The 19,908-nt window shown below is 61.3% G+C and carries 18 protein-coding genes; 7 read left to right on the forward strand and 11 right to left on the reverse strand.

Annotated features, from left to right (window positions below; genetic code table 11):
* Positions 1-12 precede the first annotated feature (12 nt).
* From ACIOVD_RS21550 to ACIOVD_RS21560, 3 genes are all read left to right on the forward strand, one after another.
* The gene (locus ACIOVD_RS21550; RefSeq protein WP_095166675.1) at positions 13-1,875 is read left to right on the forward strand and encodes an NAD(P)/FAD-dependent oxidoreductase; all 1,863 of its coding nucleotides are present in this window, start codon (positions 13-15) and stop codon (positions 1,873-1,875) included.
* 177 nt (positions 1,876-2,052) lie between these two features.
* Entirely contained in the window at positions 2,053-2,310 is a 258-nt protein-coding gene (locus tag ACIOVD_RS21555; protein WP_095166673.1) for a CopG family ribbon-helix-helix protein, read from the forward strand.
* Complete coding sequence (locus tag ACIOVD_RS21560) at positions 2,279-2,569, forward strand: type II toxin-antitoxin system RelE/ParE family toxin (RefSeq protein ID WP_095166671.1); 291 nt, start codon at positions 2,279-2,281, stop codon at positions 2,567-2,569. The genes ACIOVD_RS21555 and ACIOVD_RS21560 overlap by 32 nt, the downstream gene beginning before the upstream one ends.
* Positions 2,570-2,615: 46 nt before the next feature.
* Here ACIOVD_RS21560 and ACIOVD_RS21565 read toward each other — a convergent pair whose 3' ends face one another.
* A complete protein-coding gene (locus tag ACIOVD_RS21565; RefSeq protein ID WP_095166669.1) occupies positions 2,616-2,801 on the reverse strand; it encodes a hypothetical protein in 186 nt (61 codons plus the stop codon).
* Between the two features lie 394 nt (positions 2,802-3,195).
* Between ACIOVD_RS21565 and ACIOVD_RS21570 the strand changes: the two genes are divergently transcribed.
* Positions 3,196-4,830: a glucan biosynthesis protein D gene (locus ACIOVD_RS21570; protein WP_095166667.1), complete on the forward strand. Its 1,635-nt coding sequence runs from the start codon at positions 3,196-3,198 to the stop codon at positions 4,828-4,830.
* Positions 4,831-4,906: 76 nt separating this feature from the next.
* Here the strand turns inward: ACIOVD_RS21570 and ACIOVD_RS21575 are convergent, their stop codons facing one another.
* From ACIOVD_RS21575 to ACIOVD_RS21585, 3 genes are all read right to left on the reverse strand, one after another.
* Entirely contained in the window at positions 4,907-6,013 is a 1,107-nt protein-coding gene (locus ACIOVD_RS21575) for an NADH:flavin oxidoreductase/NADH oxidase (protein ID WP_095166665.1), read from the reverse strand.
* Positions 6,014-6,181: 168 nt separating this feature from the next.
* Complete coding sequence (recJ, locus tag ACIOVD_RS21580) at positions 6,182-7,891, reverse strand: single-stranded-DNA-specific exonuclease RecJ (RefSeq protein ID WP_401130109.1); 1,710 nt, start codon at positions 7,889-7,891, stop codon at positions 6,182-6,184.
* A gap of 81 nt (positions 7,892-7,972) precedes the next feature.
* Positions 7,973-8,515, reverse strand: a complete 543-nt coding sequence (locus tag ACIOVD_RS21585; RefSeq protein WP_095166662.1) for a YaeQ family protein — start codon at positions 8,513-8,515, stop codon at positions 7,973-7,975.
* Between the two features lie 149 nt (positions 8,516-8,664).
* On the opposite strand from ACIOVD_RS21585, the gene ACIOVD_RS21590 reads away from it, so the two are divergent.
* Together ACIOVD_RS21590 and ACIOVD_RS21595 are read left to right on the forward strand one after the other, a co-directional pair.
* Positions 8,665-9,864 (forward strand): CaiB/BaiF CoA transferase family protein, encoded by a 1,200-nt coding sequence (locus tag ACIOVD_RS21590; protein ID WP_401130111.1) that lies wholly within the window; start codon positions 8,665-8,667, stop codon positions 9,862-9,864.
* The gene (locus tag ACIOVD_RS21595) at positions 9,818-10,771 is read left to right on the forward strand and encodes a TIGR02285 family protein (RefSeq protein WP_401130113.1); all 954 of its coding nucleotides are present in this window, start codon (positions 9,818-9,820) and stop codon (positions 10,769-10,771) included. Before ACIOVD_RS21590 ends, ACIOVD_RS21595 begins: the two co-directional genes overlap by 47 nt.
* A 167-nt stretch (positions 10,772-10,938) precedes the next feature.
* Here the strand turns inward: ACIOVD_RS21595 and ACIOVD_RS21600 are convergent, their stop codons facing one another.
* The 6 genes from ACIOVD_RS21600 to xerD form a co-directional block, all read right to left on the reverse strand.
* The gene (locus tag ACIOVD_RS21600; RefSeq protein WP_401130115.1) at positions 10,939-11,226 is read right to left on the reverse strand and encodes a DUF3509 domain-containing protein; all 288 of its coding nucleotides are present in this window, start codon (positions 11,224-11,226) and stop codon (positions 10,939-10,941) included.
* 167 nt (positions 11,227-11,393) lie between these two features.
* Positions 11,394-12,755 carry a transporter substrate-binding domain-containing protein gene (locus ACIOVD_RS21605; RefSeq protein WP_095167139.1) on the reverse strand — a complete coding sequence of 454 codons (1,362 nt, stop codon included), beginning with the start codon at positions 12,753-12,755 and terminating at the stop codon, positions 11,394-11,396.
* A 110-nt stretch (positions 12,756-12,865) separates the two neighbouring features.
* A complete protein-coding gene (gene thrC / locus ACIOVD_RS21610) occupies positions 12,866-14,275 on the reverse strand; it encodes a threonine synthase (RefSeq protein WP_095166655.1) in 1,410 nt (469 codons plus the stop codon).
* Between the two features lie 63 nt (positions 14,276-14,338).
* Positions 14,339-15,643, reverse strand: coding sequence for a homoserine dehydrogenase (locus tag ACIOVD_RS21615; RefSeq protein ID WP_159993963.1), 1,305 nt, complete (start codon positions 15,641-15,643; stop codon positions 14,339-14,341).
* A 136-nt stretch (positions 15,644-15,779) separates the two neighbouring features.
* A complete protein-coding gene (locus tag ACIOVD_RS21620; protein ID WP_095166651.1) occupies positions 15,780-16,511 on the reverse strand; it encodes a DsbC family protein in 732 nt (243 codons plus the stop codon).
* A 157-nt stretch (positions 16,512-16,668) separates the two neighbouring features.
* Positions 16,669-17,565, reverse strand: coding sequence for a site-specific tyrosine recombinase XerD (gene xerD, locus ACIOVD_RS21625; RefSeq protein WP_401130119.1), 897 nt, complete (start codon positions 17,563-17,565; stop codon positions 16,669-16,671).
* A gap of 107 nt (positions 17,566-17,672) precedes the next feature.
* Between xerD and ACIOVD_RS21630 the strand changes: the two genes are divergently transcribed.
* A complete protein-coding gene (locus ACIOVD_RS21630) occupies positions 17,673-19,481 on the forward strand; it encodes a sodium:proton antiporter (protein WP_095166647.1) in 1,809 nt (602 codons plus the stop codon).
* A 73-nt stretch (positions 19,482-19,554) separates the two neighbouring features.
* On the opposite strand, the gene rplS is transcribed toward ACIOVD_RS21630, so the two are convergent.
* Positions 19,555-19,905, reverse strand: a complete 351-nt coding sequence (gene rplS / locus ACIOVD_RS21635) for a 50S ribosomal protein L19 (protein WP_401130121.1) — start codon at positions 19,903-19,905, stop codon at positions 19,555-19,557.
* Positions 19,906-19,908: the final 3 nt, after the last annotated feature.

A 19,908-nucleotide genomic window follows, 5' to 3' on the forward strand; every position in this document is an offset into this window, starting at 1 on the left:
CAAGGATTGAACATGGATATCACCCGCCGCGACTTCCTCAACGGTGTCGCCATCAGCATTGCCGCCGGAATGACCCCGCTGCAACTGCTCCAGGCCGCCCCTGATGGCCGCTACTACCCACCCGCCCTCACCGGCCTGCGCGGCAGCCACGTCGGCTCGTTCGAACTGGCGCACCAGATGGGCTGGGAGAAAAAAGTCTTCGACACCGACCCACTGCCGATCAGCGAAGAGTACGACCTGATAGTCGTCGGCGGAGGCCTGAGCGGGTTGTCCGCAGCCTGGTTCTACCGCGAAAAACATCCCAAGGCACGCATCCTGATCCTGGAAAACCACGACGACTTCGGCGGCCACGCCAAGCGCAACGAGTTCTCCGCCGGCGGACGGATGATCCTCGGCTATGGCGGCAGTGAAGCCTTCCAGTCGCCCAGCCACCTCTACAGCAAGGAAGTGAATGGCCTGCTGAAGAAACTCGGGGTCGACATCAAGCGCTTTGAAAGTGCTTTCGATCGCCAGTTCTATCCTGGCCTGGGCCTGTCACGCGCGGTGTTCTTCGACAAGGAAAACTTCGGCGAAGACAAACTGGTGACCGGCGACCCAACCCCGATGGTGGCCGACGATATCGCCCCGGACCAGTTGCACGCCCGCAGCATTGAAGACTTCATCAACGACTTCCCACTGCCACAGGCCGACCGTGAAGCACTGATCGCGGTGCACAGCGCCCCCACGGACTACCTGGCAGGCCAATCCACCGAAGACAAAACCGCCCACCTGGAGCGCACCAGCTATCGCGACTTCCTGCTCAAGGACGTCGGCCTTTCGGAACAGGCGGTGAAGTATTTCCAGAGCCGCACCAACGACTTCATGGCCCTGAGCATCGATGCCGTGGCAGCGTATGACGCCTACAACGTCGGTTTCCCAGGCTTCTCGGCGATGAACCTGGAGCCGATCAGCGAAGAAGCCCAGGCGGAAATGGAAGAGCCCTACATCTACCACTTCCCCGACGGCAACGCCTCGCTGGCCCGCCTGCTGGTGCGCAGCCTGATCCCGGCAGTGGCCCCCGGTCACACCATGGACGATATCGTCCTGGCACCGTTCGACTACAGCAAACTCGACCAGGCGAAAACCCCGGTGCGCATTCGCCTCAACAGCACTGCAGTCAGCGTGCGCAACGTCGGCAACGGGGTGAACATCGGTTACAGCCGTGGCGGACAACTGAGCCAGGTGCGTGGCAAACACTGCATCATGGCCTGCTACAACATGATGATTCCCTACCTGCTGCGCGACCTCTCGGCCGAACAATCCCACGCCCTGAGCCAGAACGTGAAATTCCCGCTGGTGTACACCAAAGTGGTGATCCGCAACTGGCAATCGTTCCAGAAACTGGGGGTCCACGAAATCTATGCCGCGACCCAGCCCTACAGCCGGATCAAGCTCGACTACCCGGTGAGCATGGGCGGCTACGATCACCCCAAGGATCCGACACAGCCAATTGGCCTGCACATGGTCTATGTGCCCACCAGCCCCAACAGCGGCATGAACGCCCGCGACCAGGCCCGTGCCGGTCGAGGTCGACTCTACGGACAGACCTTCGAGGTCCTCGAAGCCCAACTGCGCGATCAGTTGCAACGCATGCTCGGCCCGGGTGGCTTCAACCACCAGACCGACATCCTGGCCATCACCGTCAACCGCTGGTCACATGGCTACGCGTACTTCTCCAATAGCCTGTACGACGATTCCGACGAGAGTGAAAAACTGATGAACCTGGCGCGTCAGCCAGTGGGCAAGGTCAGCATCGCCAATTCCGACGCAGCCTGGAGTGCTTATGCCCATGCCGCCATCGATGAGGCGTACAGGGCGGTAGGAGAAGTGGGCTAAGGTCCAACAAGCACTGGACGGGCAAGACATCTGGTCATACTTACCGGCAGCCCCCTGGCACCTGCCCCGCTAAGGTTAACGACGACCGGCGCACGCACCGACGGTTGACTGAGGCACGAGCGAAGCCTAGGGTGTATACCTTGTTTACAGCGTATACAACCTCTACAGGAGAGCCCCATGGCTTCGCCCGTTTTGTCCTTTCGAGTAGAAGAGGTCCTGGCCCAGCAGCTGGATCAACTGGCTGCCGCGACCGATCGTGACAGGCAGTACCATCTCAAGCGTGCACTGGTTCGTTATGTGGAAGCCGAGTCCTGGCATCTGCAAGCCATCAGCGAAGGCATTGCCGATGCCGACGCTGGCAAACTGACCGAACTGGACGCCGTCAAGGCTAAGTGGGCGAACCGTGCCGAGAGTCGCACTGACCGAAAAAGCTGAAAGTGATCTGCAGGCCATTCATGAACATTACAGTGGCCTGGTTGGAGTGGCCGGCGCCGACGATGTAGTGGCCGACATCTTCGACAGGCTTGAACAACTGCAACGTTTTCCCGGCTCGGGCCGTCCGTCACAGGTACCGGATGTGCGCGAACTGGTGCTGAATCAAATACCCTTCGTCGTGCCCTATCGCCTGGCCCTGGGCCAGGTCCAGGTTCTGCGGATCCTGCATCAGCGAACCGAGCGTCACCAGCAGTGGTGACGATGCTCTCCCCTGCAACTACCAGGGGAGAGTCCTACCCCCTTCTTCAGAACCGCGACACACTGCGCATTGCATCCACCAGATAGCGCATGGCAATCCGGTCACTCTCCGAGAGCTCGCGATAACGCTCCAGCAGTTTTATTTCCTCTGAACTCAACCGGCGTGACCGCTGCGAAAAGTTCATGCCTGCAAACAAACCCAGCCAACCGATGATGCCTTGCGCTTTAGCCATGGACGATGTCCCTCTGCATGTGATGAAACCCTGATTACTCCATCGCCCTGCTGTTGCTCCAACCTGCGCCAACCCCTGGGCAAGGGCCGGTCATGAACCTAAGAATAGAAACAAAAAATCCGTTGCGAGGTATTTTTAGAGTAATTAGTCAAAAAAATAAAAACGCTTATTTTAAACACTGCATCGGACAGACGTTGAACCCCGTCCACGACCTGACCCGCCGCAGTTTTGCGCAAAGTGCAAGCCAATCAGTTTGCGAGTTATTTCGAACCCTTTAACTTGTTTGGCATCTGTTTAAACTCCCATGCGTTTGGCCGAAGGTTTGTCCGAACCTCTATTTCTGATCCGTAACGCAGCCAGGAACGCCGCGGGATCGTCCAAGACAGGTTGTCCTATGCACCGCAGGAATTTGCTCAAGGCCTCCATGGCCATCGCCGCCTACACCGGCCTCTCGGCCACCGGACTGCTGGCCGCCCGTGCCTGGGCCGGCACGGCTGATGGTGAGGCGCAAGCCTTCGATTTCGAGGCGCTGAAGGTGCAGGCCAAACAACTGGCCAGCACCCGCTACGCCGACACCAAGCAGGTGCTGCCGCCGACATTGGCCAGCATGACGCCGCAGAACTTCAATGCCATTCAATACGACGCCAAACATTCCCTGTGGAATGAACTGAATGGCCAGCTCGACGTGCAGTTCTTCCATGTCGGCATGGGCTTCAAGCAGCCGGTGCGCATGTACAGCGTCGACCCGAAAACCCGGCAGGCGCGGGAAGTGCACTTCCGCCCGGCACTGTTCAACTACCAGAACTCCAAAGTCGATACAGCACAACTGAAGGGTGACCTGGGGTTCTCCGGGTTCAAGCTGTTCAAGGCCCCGGAACTGGACCGGCACGACGTGGTGTCGTTCCTCGGCGCCAGCTACTTCCGCGCGGTGGACAACACCGGCCAGTACGGCTTGTCGGCCCGCGGCCTGGCTATCGACACCTACGCGAAAAAACGCGAAGAATTCCCCGACTTCACCAAGTTCTGGTTCGAAACCCCGGACAAGGACAGCACTCGGTTTGTGGTCTATGCCCTGCTCGATTCACCGAGCGCCACCGGGGCCTATCGCTTCGACATCGATTGCCAGGCCAATCAGGTAGTGATGGCCGTCGATGCCCACGTCAACGCCCGCACCGCCATTGAACAATTGGGCATTGCGCCGATGACCAGCATGTTCAGTTGCGGCACCCATGAGCGGCGCATGTGCGACACCATTCACCCGCAAATCCACGACTCGGACCGCCTCGCCATGTGGCGCGGCAACGGCGAGTGGATCTGCCGTCCGCTGAACAATCCGGCGACCCTGCAGTTCAACGCCTTCGCCGACAAGGACCCGAAAGGTTTCGGCCTGGTCCAGACCGACCACGAATTTGCCAGCTATCAAGACACCGTCGACTGGTACAGCAAGCGTCCAAGTCTGTGGGTCGAACCAACCACCGCTTGGGGCGAAGGCTCCATCGACCTGCTGGAGATCCCTACCACGGGCGAAACCCTGGACAACATCGTGGCCTTCTGGACGCCGAAAAAGCCGGTGGCGGCTGGCGACTCCCTGAACTATGGCTACAAGCTCTACTGGAGCGCCCTGCCGCCCGTCGGTACGCCACTGGCACGGGTTAACGCCACCCGATCGGGCATGGGCGGGTTCACCGAAGGCTGGGCCCCGGGTGAGCATTATCCGAAGGTCTGGGCGCGGCGCTTTGCCGTCGACTTCAACGGCGGCGGTCTGGATCGCCTGCCACCGGGCACTGGCATCGAGCCGGTGGTGACCGCGTCGAACGGTGAGGTCAAGGATTTCAACGTGCTGGTGCTCGATGACATCAAGGGCTACCGGATCACCTTCGACTGGTTCCCCACCAACGACAGCGTGGAGCCGGTTGAGCTGCGTCTGTTCATCCGCACCCAGGACCGGACACTGAGCGAGACCTGGCTGTACCAGTACTTCCCGCCGGCGCCGGACAAGCGCAACTATCCGGATTGGCCTGCTGCGTAAAAGGCCATGCAATAACGTTTGAACGATCCTACAAGGGGCAGGTTGGCAAGCCTGCCCCTACCCCCCTACAAATCGATCAATCGCGTAGATCCGACTCATGGATCGGCTGATCGCGGTGGGTTGCCCGTTGGTACTGTGACGGCCAGATAGCCTTGCGTCCGCCCAGGTCGTCGTCAGCGTGCAGCGGCCAGTAAGGGTCTCGCAGCAGTTCACGGGCCAGCAGGATGATGTCGGCCTGGCAGGTACGCAAAATGTGCTCGGCCTGGGCCGGTTCGGTAATCAGGCCTACGGTGCCGGTGGCGATTCCGGATTCCTTGCGCACCCGTTCGGCAAATCGCGTCTGATAACCCGGCCCGGTCGGAATCTCGGCATTCGCCGCCGTCCCACCCGAGGACACATCGATCAGGTCGACCCCCAAGGCTTTCAGGCGACGCGCCAGCTCCACGGTTTCGTCCGGATTCCAGCCGTCCTCGACCCAATCAGTGGCCGATACCCGCACGAACAACGGTAACTCCTCTGGCCACACGGCACGCACGGCTTCGGTCACTTGCAGCACCAGGCGAATGCGGTTTTCGAACGAGCCCCCATACTGGTCACGCCGCTGGTTACTCAGGGGCGAAAGAAACTGATGCAGCAGGTAACCGTGGGCTGCGTGCACCTCGACCACCTTGAAACCTGCCTCCAGGGCGCGTTTGGCGGCCTCGACAAAGGCCTGGATGACCTCGCTGATCTGCGATTCGCTCAGTTGGGTGGGCTGGCTGTGTTCCGGATCGAAGGCTATCGGCGAAGGGCCGACCGGGGTCCAGCCGCCATCGGCCGGCTTGACGCTGCCGTGCTTGCCCAACCATGGCCGATGAGTGCTGGCCTTGCGTCCGGCGTGCGCCAACTGGATGCCGGCCACCGCCCCTTGGGCGGTAATGAAACGGGTGATGCGTTGCAGCGGTTCGATCTGCGCGTCGTTCCACAGGCCCAGGTCCTGGGCGGTGATGCGACCATCGGCAGTCACGGCGGTGGCTTCGGTGAACACCAGGCCGGCCCCGCCCACGGCGCGGCTGCCGAGGTGCACGAGGTGCCAGTCATTGGCCAGTCCATCGACGCTGGAGTATTGGCACATCGGCGACACGGCGATGCGGTTGAGCAGGGTCAATTGACGAAGGGTATAGGGTTCAAGCAGCAGACTCATGGGGCACCTCTCGAATCAGTGGGCAGGCTCCAGGGTTCTGTTTGAATAGTCGACGAGTGACAGGAAAGGATGCAGCACCCGCCCCCGCGGGCAAAAAATGGACGATACGTCACAAGGCCAATCAAGCAGTGCTTAGAGCCTAGTCGACATCGGCGCAGCCAGCAGGGTTTAACGCGGTTCGATATGGGCAATCATCAACTGCACGGTTTCCTGGCCACGGAACTCGTTCACATCGAGCTTGTAGGCCAGTTCGACCCAGCGGATGGTCGGGTTCGGCCACACTTCGCGATCGATACCAAAGGCGATGCCGTCGAGCTTGACCGAACCGCATTCGCTTTTCAGGACCACTTTGAGGTGCCGTTCACCCACCACCCGCTGCTCGACCAACTGGAACACGCCATGAAACAGCGGCTCCGGGAAGTGCTGCCCCCATGGGCCGGCGTGGCGCAAGGCGCGGGCCAGTTCCAGGTGAAACTCTTCAACAGCCAGGGTGCCGTCCGACAGCAGACGGCCGGTCAGGTCTTCTTCACGCAACTGACGACGCACTTCGGCGTCGAACGCCTCGGCGAACAGCGCAAAGTTCGCTTGCGGCAACGTCAGGCCCGCGGCCATGGCGTGACCACCGTACTTGCTGATCAGGTCCGGGTGCTGCGCCGCCACCACGCTCAAGGCGTCGCGAATGTGGAATCCCTGCACCGACCGCCCGGAACCTTTGAGCATGCCGTCGCCCGCATCGGCAAACGCGATGGTGGGACGGAAATAACGTTCTTTCATCCGCGACGCGAGGATGCCGATCACCCCTTGGTGCCACTCCGGATCAAACAGGCACAAGCCGAATGGCATCGACTCCACGGGCAGGTCCTTGAGCTGGGCCAGCGCTTCACGCTGCATGCCCTGCTCGATGGATTTACGGTCCTGGTTCATGCCGTCCAGTTGCGCGGCCATTTCCCGCGCCAGCTCGACGTTGTCGGTGAGCAGGCACTCGATGCCCAGGCTCATGTCGTCCAGGCGCCCCGCCGCGTTCAGGCGCGGGCCGAGGATGAAGCCCAGGTCGGTGGAGGTAATCCGCGCGTGGTCACGCTTGGCCACTTCGAGGATTGCCTTGATCCCCGGCCGCGCGCGCCCGGCGCGAATCCGTTCCAGGCCCTGGTGCACCAGGATCCGGTTGTTGGCATCCAGGGGTACCACGTCGGCCACACTGCCTAGCGCCACTAGGTCCAGCAACTCGCCGATGTTCGGTTGCGCCGTGCTGGCGTACCAGCCCAGGCTGCGCAAGCGTGCACGCAACGCCATCAGCACGTAGAAAATCACTCCGACACCGGCCAGCGCCTTGCTCGGAAAGTCGCAGCCCGGCTGGTTCGGATTGACGATGGCATCGGCCAGCGGCAGTTCATCACCCGGCAAGTGGTGATCGGTGACCAGTACCTGGAGCCCGGCCTTTTTGGCTGCTGCCACGCCTTCGACGCTGGAAATACCGTTGTCCACGGTGATCAGTAATTGCGGGGTGCGGGTCAACGCCACCTCGACGATTTCCGGGGTCAGGCCGTAGCCGTACTCAAAACGGTTCGGCACCAGGTAATCGACATGGGCCGCCCCCAGCAGGCGCAACCCCAGCACCCCGACCGTACTCGCCGTCGCGCCGTCGGCATCGAAATCGCCGACGATCAGGATCCGCTGGCGCTGCTCCAGCGCCACCACCAGCAGGTCCACCGCGGCGTCGATCCCCTTGAGCTGCTGAAACGGGATCAAGCGCGCCAGACTCTTGTCCAGCTCAGCTTCCGACTGCACCCCGCGCGCCGCGTACAAGCGGGTCAGCAGCGGCGGCAGATCACCGAGAAATGGCAGGGTGGCGGGAAGCTGGCGAGGTTCTATGCGCATGGGATGACAGTGGTTTCTCTTAAATTCACAGGTTAAATGCGGCGGGACTACAGGCTACTGCTCCCAGATCGGCAACAGGCCTTAGCCGCGCTCGCCCGCCAGCCATTGCAGCTGGACTTCATGCTGGCCACGGTCGTCGGTGACGAAGATCGTGCCCTCGCTGATCATCACGTCCCACTTGATGACGCGGGGCATGTCCTTGGCCAGGGTTTCCAGGACTTCCTGGGGCACCGCCGCGATGTTGACGTTTTTCAGGTTCCTGATCGCCGGTATCACTTTGCCTTCCCAGACTCGCAGGCTGCCGTAGGCCAGCAGGCTGGTGCGCTCAGTGCGACGCGAGCACCAGGTCAGGCGGTCAGCGTCTGGCTGGCCGACTTCGATCCAGTGCAGAACGCGATCGTCCAGGCTCTTTTCCCACAGCGCCGGTTCGTCCACGTCCGACAACCCGCGACCAAAAGACAATTGCTCGTTGTACCAGAAGGCATAGGCCAGCAGCCGCACGGTCATGCGCTCTTCGGTTTCCGAAGGGTGACGGGCGATGGTCTGCTTGACGTTCTCGTACACGCTGCGGTCGAGGTCGGTAAGGTTCAGTTCAAACTTGTAGGTCGTGGACGGCTGGGCCATGAACGGGCTTCTTGATACGAGGAAAGGCGGCAAGTCTAACCGATGCCAGGGCTATTCAACGAATCATCACGACCATCAAGCTTGGGCGATGAGCGCCTGGCTATGATAAAAGGCTGCATTGACTCCGCTTTTGTCCTACAGGATCGCCCATGCCGCTTACCGCCAAACCGCTTTCCGGCCTGAAAGTCATCGAGCTCGGCACCTTGATCGCCGGGCCATTTGCCTCACGCATCTGTGCCGAATTCGGCGCCGATGTGACCAAAATCGAATCTCCGGATGGCGGTGACCCGTTACGCAAGTGGCGCAAACTCTACGAGGGCACCTCGCTGTGGTGGTTTGTCCAGGCACGCAACAAGAAGTCCCTGACCCTCAACCTCAAGCACCCCGATGGCCTGGCCATTCTGAAAAAGCTGCTGGGTGAAGCCGACATCCTCATCGAAAACTTCCGCCCCGGGGTGCTGGAGAAGCTCGGCCTGGGTTGGGATGTGCTGCATGCCCTGAACCCAAAACTGGTGATGGTGCGTTTGTCCGGCTTCGGCCAGACCGGCCCGATGAAAGACCAGCCCGGCTTTGGTGCGGTAGGTGAGTCCATGGGCGGCTTGCGCTACATCACCGGCTTCGAGGACCGTCCACCGGTACGCACCGGGATTTCCATCGGTGACTCGATTGCCGCGTTGTGGGGGGTAATCGGCGCGCTCATGGCTCTGCGCCATCGCGAAGTCAATGGGGGCCAGGGGCAAGTGGTGGACGTGGCGCTGTATGAAGCGATCTTCGCCATGATGGAAAGTATGGTGCCGGAGTTCGATGTGTTCGGCTTCATCCGCGAGCGCACCGGCAACATCATGCCCGGCATCACACCCTCCTCCATCCACACTAGCGCCGACGGCAAACATGTGCAGATCGGCGCTAATGGCGACGCAATCTTCAAGCGCTTCATGCAGACCATCGGCCGCGACGACCTGGCCTGCGACCCGGCCCTGGCCAGCAACGATGGGCGCGACAGCCGACGTGACGAGCTGTACGGAGTGATTGATCGGTGGGTCAGCTCGCTACCGCTGGATACCGTGATCGAGCGCCTGAACGCCGCCGAGGTGCCTGCCAGTCGTATCTTCAGCGCCGAAGACATGTTCAGCGACCCGCAATTCCTCGCCCGGGAGATGTTCCTCCAGGCCAAGCTGCCCGACGGCAAGGAGTTCAAGATGCCGGGCATCGTGCCAAAACTCTCGCAAACCCCCGGCAGTTGCGAGTGGGTGGGGGCTGAACTGGGCGAACACAACGCCCAGGTGCTGGGTGCGCTGGGCTATGACGCGGCACAGATCACGCGCCTGCGTGAAGATGGGGCGATCTAAGCTGAACAGGCTGTCTGCACTGGGCCGGCTGTTCGGCCGACAACAGCGTCTGGCGCTGGTTGGTGCGGCCCTGGCTGGCCTTGCGGTGATGCCGGCCGCGGCCAATGACAAGGACACCCTGGTCTGGCTGCTGCGCGATTTGCCGCCGCTGACGATTTTCGAGGGAGCGCAGAAAAACCAGGGAGCGGTCGACCAGTTCATGCCGCTGTTGATCGCCAGCATGCCCGAGTACCAGCACAGCCTGATGCGGGTCAATCGCGCGCGCGCCATGCAAATGCTCCTGGAACCAAGCTTCACCTGCGACCCATCGCTGGTGTGGAACCCGCAGCGGGCAAAACGCCTCGCCTATTCGATCCCGGCGTTTCGCATCCGCAGTAACGGCATCACCATCCGCCACAAGGACCGTGGCGCGCTGGCGCCCTACATCATCGACAACCAGGTTGACCTGGAGTTACTGCTGGCGCGCGACAACAGCAAGCTTGGCGTGGTCGCCGAACGCAGTTACGGGCAGATGGTCGATCGCATCCTGCAGCAGGCTCCCGGCAACAGCCTGTCGGCCCACTACGGCAACGACGCCCTGGGCAGCCTCCTGCAGATGCAACGTGCGGGGCGCCTGATGGCGTTGCTGGGCTACTGGCCAGAAATTCGCTATCAGGCACAGCAACAGGGCATCGCGCCCGAGGAGCTGGAGTTCTATGGGATTCGTGGCGCGGACAAGTATCAGTCGATCCATATCGCCTGTTCGGATACAGCCCAGGGGCGCCAAGCCATCAAGGCGATCAACGCCACGGTGCTCAAGCTGCGGGACAATCGCTTGATCGAGTTTTACGCGCAATGGCTCGACCCGCAGATGCGCAACGAATACCTGGAGGACGCCCGACGTTTTTTCCAGGACCAGACCCCCTGATCAAACGCCAGACAAAAGAAACCCCGAGAAGTGGGGAGACGACTCGGGGTTAAACGTGGTCAACAAGGACCCGTACCACAAGCGACAAGCACCGGAGCACAATGCTTGCTCTTGTTGGTACAGGGTCTGACTTACGGCACCTCGGGAAGGTTCCCGAAAAAACTCAATCAGTGGCCCAGCGTTGCCGGCTTGTCTTGCGCGGCATTGCGCAAGGCCGCAATTACACAGGGCTGCAGCCGCCCTTCAGCAATCAGCACATCACGATGCAAACCGTCGACCACGTCGGTGAGCTGGCGCTTGTCGCGCAGTTGCGCCTGACTGAACTCACGCTCGACCACAATCGCACCCACGGCATTCTTCAAGGTCACCAGGCACTCTCCAGAAACACCCGACGGTGTCAGCGTTACCTGGTACGGGCTCAGTGCTTCACCCAACAATAGGCTGATACTTTCCATCTCGATCACCACTCAATAGTCCGAAACAAAGTGCCAAGGCGCGTTCACTGTAAATGACCACTGGCCCGAGAAGAAAGTTCTAGATCTCGACTGAAGGCATATCGCAACACCCTAGTTGGCAGAGCATGCCGGGAAAAGATGACAGGATAAAAACACCCCGCCAAACCTCAGCGCGGCTCCTGGTGGCGCGGCCCACGGGGCGCGGTCCAGCCGCCAAGCACGCCACGCAGCACGCCCTTGGCGCTATAGAACGGCACCGTCCACTGGTAAATCTCCCGCGTGCCGTTGTTGAACGTCAGCTGACGTTCGATAAAACGGCCTTTGCGGCTGCCCAGTTGCGCCATGAACTCAGCGTGCAGCAACTGGCCCGTGGCGGCCGGCAGCGTATCGACCTCGGTCAGGCGTTTGCCCTGGACTCGGTCAAAGCGCGTCGACAGGTACTCTTCATAGCTCTTGTTGCACTGGATCAAGCGCCCCTCCAGATCCCTGACGAACACCGGATCGGGCATGGCGTTGATCAGGCATTGTTCGAACGCCAACTGATCGTCCAACGCCTCTTCGGCCCTGACTCGGCGCTCGACCTGGCAATTGAGCCGGCGATTCCACAGCACCGAGATCAGGCCAAACACGCCCGCAAGCACACCCCCCCAGCACGCCCATCGAATCAACCGTTGCCACAGTGATGGCGGCTGCATGGGCACCACGCCACTGAGCCACTTGACGCGGATCGCGCGCAATTCGGCAGGAGGAAATGCCTCGAGAGCCTTGTTGAGGATGCTCAACAGTTGCGGCTGGCCCTTGCGCACGGCCAGATGGTCGGTGACCCAGTGGCCCTCGACGCTCATACCGATGGCCAGTCGCCCCGCCGGAAACTGATAGGCGCCATTTTCGTTCTCGATGGTGGCGTGGGCTTCGCCGCTCTCCACCAGGGCACGCGCCTCGGCGTAGGTTTTCACCGTGCGCAACTGGATCTGTGGGTAGTCGCGCCGGATACCGGCTTCCAGGGCATGCCGGGCCGGTAGTGCCAGGACCTTGCCTGAGAGCGCCTCCAGCGACTGCACAGGTTCGCCTGCGGCCAGCTCGACGAAGACCCAGCCCGACCCGCCAAAGGCGTGGCTGAAGTCGAGGAAGCCCTTGCGCTCATCGTTCACCACCAGCGTGCTGCTCATGTCCGCCTGCCCGCTTTCCAGCAGGCCCAGCAGGTGCTCGGTGGAGAACGACTCCTGATGGACAAACTGCAAGCCCGTCATCCGCGAGAGTCGCAGCAGGATATCGTTGCTCAGGCCAGTCCACTGCCCCTGCTCATCCTTGAACAGGTACAACGGATACTGCACCGAAGCGACGATCACCTGCGGGTGGCGGGCGATCCACTCCCGCTCCTGCGGGCTCAGCACCAGCGGCCTGGTCGTCGCCACGCGCTGCGCTGGCGAGGCGTTCGGCGCCATCGCCAGCCCTTCCCGGCCCAGCATCAGCACGCTGAAAAAAACCAGCCAGCGCAAGGCTGGCGTCACCCGTCTCAAAAGCTGCATGCCCATGTCCTTCACATCCACTCACCCATCCTTGAGGGGCCGCAGTGTGACATGCAGAAATAAGAAAGCCCGTCAGGAGACGGGCTTCAAATGTGTCAGGTTTTTACCGATCAGAGTGGCTTGCCGCGGTTGCCATGCTGACTGACAAAGGCCTGTACCGCTTTCAGGTCATTTGGCAAAACAGTGCAACGCTCATCTCGCTCAAACAAGTCGGAAAGATGGGTAGGCAGTTCAAGCGCTTTTCCTACGCCGGCTTTTTCAACGGCCTCGGGGAACTTGACCGGGTGCGCCGTGCCAAGAATCACCATCGGGATATCCAGGCTGCGACGGCACTCACGGGCCGCCTTGACGCCGATGGCGGTGTGCGGATCGAGCAGTTCGCCGGTCTGGGCAAACACTTCGGCGATGGTCTCGCAGGTCTGCACATCGTCCACGGCCAGGGAATCGAAGAGCTTGCGCGCTTCGGTCCAACGCTCCTGTTCGACGCTGAAACCGCCGCCCTGCTTGAAGTTGTCCATCAGGCCGGCGATTGCCGCGCCGTTGCGACCGTGCAGGTCGAACAGCAGGCGTTCGAAGTTCGAGGAAACCATGATGTCCATCGACGGCGACAAGGTCGCGTGCAGGGTTTCCTTGACGTACTGATTGCCGCTCATGAAGCGGTGCAGGATGTCGTTGCGGTTGGTGGCGACGATCAACTGGTTGATCGGCAGCCCCATGTTGCGTGCCAGGTAGCCGGCGAAAATATCGCCGAAGTTGCCGGTCGGCACCGAGAACGACACTGAACGCGCCGGGCCGCCCAACTGCAGGGCAGCGTGGAAGTAGTAGACGATCTGGGCCATGATCCGCGCCCAGTTGATCGAGTTCACCGCAACCAGGCGCGTGCCCTTGAGGAAGCTCTGGTCGGCGAAGCTGGCCTTGACCATTTCCTGGCAGTCATCGAAGTTGCCTTCGATGGCGATGTTATGGATGTTGTCGCCAAACAGCGTGGTCATCTGCCGACGCTGGACTTCCGAGACCCGGTTGTGCGGGTGCAGGATGAAGATGTCGACGTTTTCGCAGTGTTTGCAGCCTTCGATCGCTGCCGAACCGGTATCGCCCGATGTAGCACCGACGATGACCACACGCTCGCCACGCTTTTGCAGCACGTAGTCAAGCAGGCGGCCGAGCAGTTGCAGGGCAAAGTCCTTGAACGCCAGGGTCGGGCCGTGGAACAGTTCCAGTACCCATTCGTTGCCGTTGAGCTGACGCAAAGGTGCTACTGCGCTGTGGGAAAACGCGCCATAAGTGGCTTCAAGAATCTTCTTGAAATCGGCATCCGGAATGCTGCCGGCGACAAACGGGCGCATCACCCGGAACGCCAGTTCGTGGTACGGCAGGCCGGCCCAGGAAGCTATTTCTTCCTGGGTGAAACGCGGCAGGTTTTCCGGCACATACAGGCCGCCGTCGCTGGCCAGGCCCGCCAGCAGCACGTCTTCGAAATTCAGGGCCGGTGCCTGGCCGCGAGTACTGATATAACGCATAGGGGCAAACCTTCGGTTTGGGCTTCAAGCGGCAAGCACCACGCTACGCCGCTTGCCGCTGAATTAATTCAAATGTTCGACACGGATCCGTACCACCGGACCGTCCACACCTTGCAACGCTTCGAGGGCCGTGATGGCGTCGTTCATGTGCTGTTCCAGCACACGGTGCGTCAGCAGGATCATGGGCACCAGGCCGTCGTGTTCTTCGACTTCCTTTTGCATGATCGATTCGATGTTGATGCCCCGCTCCGACAGAATGCTCGCCACCTGGGCCAGCACGCCCGGATGGTCCTTGGCCTGGATGCGCAGGTAGTAGGCGCTCTCGCAGGCTTCGATCGGCAGGATCGGGTGGGCCGACAGCGAGTCCGGCTGGAAGGCCAGGTGCGGGACGCGGTTCTCCGGGTCGCTGGTCATGGCGCGAACCACATCCACCAGGTCGGCGATCACCGACGAAGCGGTTGGCTCCATGCCGGCGCCAGCGCCGTAGAACAGGGTCGAACCGGCAGCATCGCCGTTGACCATCACTGCGTTCATCACCCCGTTGACGTTGGCCAGCAGGCGGTCCGCCGGGATCAGGGTCGGGTGCACGCGCAGCTCGATGCCGCGGGAGGTGCTGCGAGCCACACCCAGGTGCTTGATCCGGTAGCCCAGGGCTTCGGCGTAGTTCACGTCAGCGGTGGTCAGCTGGGTGATGCCCTCGGTGTAGGCCTTGTCGAATTGCAGCGGGATGCCGAACGCAATGGACGCCAGGATGGTCAGCTTGTGCGCCGCATCGATGCCTTCGACGTCGAACGTCGGATCGGCTTCGGCGTAACCCAGGGCCTGGGCCTCAACGAGCACGTCGTCGAAAGTACGGCCCTTCTCGCGCATTTCGGTGAGGATGAAGTTGCCGGTGCCGTTGATGATCCCCGCGACCCAGTTGATCCGGTTGGCCGACAGGCCTTCGCGAATCGCCTTGATCACCGGGATCCCACCGGCTACCGCCGCTTCAAATGCCACGATCACGCCTTTCTCGCGCGCCTTGGCGAAGATCTCGTTACCGTGAACGGCGATCAGCGCCTTGTTCGCGGTGACTACATGTTTTCCGTTTTCGATCGCTTTGAGTACCAGCTCGCGGGCAACGGTATAGCCGCCCATCAGCTCTATGACGATGTCGATCTCAGGGTTCGTGGCCACTTCGAAGACATCGTTGGTAATCGTAATGCCGGTCGTCTGGAACTGAGGCTTTGGCGTGCGCGTGGCAATTTGTGCCACTTCGATTCCACGCCCGGCACGCCGAGCAATTTCCTCGGCGTTGCGCTGAAGTACGTTGAGGGTGCCGCCACCGACGGTACCTAACCCACAGATGCCTACTTTGACCGGATTCACTTTGAACTCCCCATAAAACGGCCGACACAAGGTCGGCCGTGAAAAACAGCCACAACCTGTGTGGCTCTCTATTAATGGAGCGCCGACCGCTGTCGTCGCTCCATGATCGTCAAAGGCTTACCGTGACGACACAGGATTATTTCGCACCCAACGCCAGTTTGGCGACTTGTGGCGCCGGCTGGTAGCCCGGAATCACCTGGCCATCAGCCAAAACGATGGCCGGCGTGCCGTTCACCCCGATCGACTGACCGAGGGCGAACTGCTTGGAAACCGGGTTGGCGCACTTGGCGGCCTTGATTTCCTTGCCATCGACCATCTTGTCCATGGCCGCTTTCTTGTCGGTGGAGCACCACACGTTCTGCAGTTGCTCATCACCCGGCGAGCCGAGGCCCTGGCGTGGGAAAGCAACATACCGCACTTCGACCCCCATTTTGTTCAAGGCCGGCACTTCGGCGTGCAATTTGTGGCAATACGGGCAGGTGGTGTCGGTGAATACGGTGATATGGGTCTTGGTTTCGCCAATGGCCGGGTAGACCACGGTCTCAGCGACCGGGATGCCGTTGACCAGCTTGGCAACGCCCAGGCGCTCGGTTTTCTCGGTCAGGTTGACCGGCTTGCCGTCCTTGAGCTGAAACAGATAGCCCTGGACGATGTATTGACCGTCGGCGCTGGCGTACAGCACGCGGCTGCCCTTGAGCTTGACTTCGTAAAGACCGGCCAGCGGACTGGCGCTGATGGTTTCGATCGGCGTGTCGAGCTGGAGGGTTTCCAGGCTCTTGCGGATGGCTTTGTCAGCCGCATCATCGGCGACGGCGAAAGTGCTGACCAACGCAATGGCTGCGGCGGTGAAAATCTGGGTCAGACGCATGAGAACTCCTGAAGGCGGACAAATGGATCGACTAGAACGCCCGTGCCGGAACACCGGGTCATAACCGTCCATCGTGCAAACCGGCAAAGCCTATCACATAAGGCCCCTATGGCCGACTGTGGCTGTTGAATGCACCGCAACCCCGTAACAGTTCGATTCAACCTCTTGGATGGTGCTTGGCATGCAGGTCCTGCAGGCGAGCGCGGGCCACGTGGGTGTAGATCTGGGTGGTCGACAGGTCGCTATGGCCGAGCAACATCTGCACCACCCGCAGGTCGGCGCCATGGTTGAGCAAATGGGTGGCGAAGGCGTGGCGCAAGGTGTGGGGCGACAGGGACTTGCCGATACCGGCGACCTTGGCCTGGTGCTTGATCCGGTGCCAGAACGTCTGGCGGGTCATCTGCTCGCCGCGCAGGCTGGGGAACAGCACATCACTGGGCCGCCCGCCCAATAGCTCGCCACGGGCATCACGCATATAGCGTTCGATCCAGACGATCGCTTCCTCTCCCATCGGCACCAAGCGCTCCTTGCTGCCCTTGCCCATGACCCGCAGCACACCCTGGCGCAGGTTGACCTGCTCCAGGGTCAGGCTGATCAGTTCGGTGACCCGCAGACCGCAGGCGTACAGCACCTCGAGCATCGCCCGATCCCGCTGGCCGATCGCCTCACTGAGATCCGGTGCCGCCAGCAAGGCCTCGACGTCTGCTTCCGACAAGGATTTAGGCAACGGCCGACCCAATTGCGGCATGTCGACCCGCAGCGTTGGGTCGACGCTGATCAGCTTTTCGCGCAGCAAATATCGATAAAACCCACGCACACCCGAGAGAAATCGTGCGGTGGAGCGCGGCTTGTAATTCTGTTCCAGGCGCCAGGCCAGGTGGTCGAGGATCAACTCGCGACCGGCGTTGAGCAACTCCAGCCCCTGCTCCGCAAGCCAGCCGTTGAACAGCGCCAGATCACTGCGGTAGGCGTCGCGTGTATTGTCCGCGAGGCCTTTTTCCAACCACAAGGCGTCGAGAAATTGGTCGATCAGGGGATGTTCGATAGAAGGCATGGATACTCAAGACACGCAGGCCGGGCGCTGCGCGTAAAAAAACAGGGAACGGTAAGGATGCCCGCTAGTCTTTCATAGCCAGCTATTTCAAGGAACAGGGAGCATCAATGAACGAGCAGCAAATTCTTTTGGCCTTCGGTGGCATTGGTGCAGCGGCGTTAGGCTGCCAATGGCTGGCCTGGCGCCTGAAACTACCGGCGATTCTGTTTCTGCTGTTGACCGGGATTGTGGTGGGACCGGTATTGGGCTGGCTCGACCCACAGGAAATGTTCGGCCCGCTGCTGATGCCCCTGGTGTCGCTGGCCGTGGCGCTGATCCTGTTTGAAGGCAGCCTGACCTTGCACCTGTCCGAATGGCGCGAGATCGGCAGCGTAGTGCATCGGCTGGTGACCATCGGCGCCTTGGCAACCTGGGTGGTGATCGCGGTGGCCACCCACTGGCTGCTGGGTTTCGACTGGCTGCTGGCGATCCTGTTTGGCAGCCTGACTCTGGTTACGGGCCCTACGGTCATTGTGCCGATGCTGCGGGTGGTGCGCCCGAAGGCCTCGATCGCCAACATCCTGCGCTGGGAAGGTATCGTCATTGACCCAATTGGCGCGTTGCTCGCAGTGGTGGTCTATAGCTTCATCATCGCCAGCGCCGAAGGCCACGGCATCAAGCACAGCTTGCTGACATTCGCTGGGGTGATCCTGTGCGGCAGCTTGTTCGGCATCGGCGGTGGCTGGGCCCTCGGCACCCTGATTCGGCGCCAATGGCTGCCGGAATACCTGCACAACCTGGCGTCGCTGGCCGCCGTACTGGCGATCTTCATCGCCGCCAACGAGGTGATGCACGAGTCCGGACTGCTGGCGGTGACCCTGATGGGGATGTGGCTGGCCAACATGAAGGGCGTGGATGTGCGGCACATCCTGCACTTCAAGGAAAACCTCAGCGTGCTGCTGATCTCCGGCCTGTTCATTCTGCTGGCGGCCCGACTGGACTTGAACGCGATGATCGCCCTCGGGCCGCTGGTCCTGCTGCTATTACTGGTAATCCAGTTCATCGCGCGGCCGCTGAACGTGGTGCTCTCGACCTTGGGCTCCACCCTCAACTGGCGCGAGCGCGCCCTGCTGGCCTGGATCGCGCCACGGGGCATCGTCGCCGCGGCAGTGTCGGCAATCTTTGCGATCCGCCTGCATGAGGCCGGTCATCAAGGTGCGCTGCTGCTGGTACCCCTGACGTTTGCGGTGATCATCGGCACGGTGGTGTTGCAAAGCGCCACTGCCCGCCCCCTGGCGCGCCTGCTGAAAGTTGCCGAACCCGCCCCCAGCGGGTTTCTCATCGTTGGCGCCAATGGCCCTTCTCGGGCGCTGGGCAAGGCCCTGCAGCAACTGGGAAGCCGCGTGCTGCTGACCGACTCGAGCTGGGAAAACATTCGTGCAGCCCGCATGGAGGGGCTGCCCACCTACTTCGGCAACCCGGCCTCGCAGCACGCGGATGCGCACCTGGACCTGGTCGGCCTCGGCCACCTGCTGGCGCTCTCCCCTTCGGGAGAACTCAATACCCTGGCAACCATGCGCTTTCGCCATGAGTTCGGGCAGCAGCGCATGTTCGCCCTGGCCAGCGGCCAGGAAAGCCGGCGCACCGACAAGCACCGCGCCAGCCACGAGCACCGTGGGCAACTGCTGGGCAGCCAGGTCCTGACCTACACCAAGCTGGCCAGCCTGCTCAGCCAGGGCGCCGAACTCTATACCACCCACCTGACCGACGGTTTTGCCTGGGAGGACTATCAGGCCCTGCACGGTGATCGTGCGACCCTGCTGTTTGCCCAGGACCCCAGCGGCTGGGTCTACGTGCTGACACCCGGAAGCGTGATCAAACCCGCCGCCGGCTGGACCCTGGTGGCGCTGATCCAGCCAGAGGCCAATGGCGCCTGACCAGCGCCAGAGGTAAATTGCGGGCACAAAAAAGCAGCCCGTAGGCTGCTTTTTTCTGCATCGGAAGCTGGACTTAAGCCAGTTTTTCCTTGATGCGAGCTGCTTTACCCGACAGGTCACGCAGGTAGTACAGCTTGGCTTTACGTACGTCACCGCGACGCTTGACAGCCATGCTGTCGATTTGCGGGCTGTAGGTCTGGAAAGTACGCTCTACGCCAACACCGTTGGAGATCTTACGTACGGTGAAAGCACTGTTTACGCCGCGGTTACGCTTGGCGATTACAACACCTTCGAACGCTTGCAGACGCGAACGGTCGCCTTCCTTCACTTTCACCTGAACGACAATGGTGTCGCCCGGGGCAAAGGTAGGGATCTCTTTGGTCATCTGCTCTGCTTCGTGTGCAAGGATGATTTTGTTAGTCATGCT

This window comes from Pseudomonas sp. NPDC087626, from assembly GCF_044743405.1.
Classification (GTDB): Bacteria; Pseudomonadota; Gammaproteobacteria; order Pseudomonadales; family Pseudomonadaceae; genus Aquipseudomonas.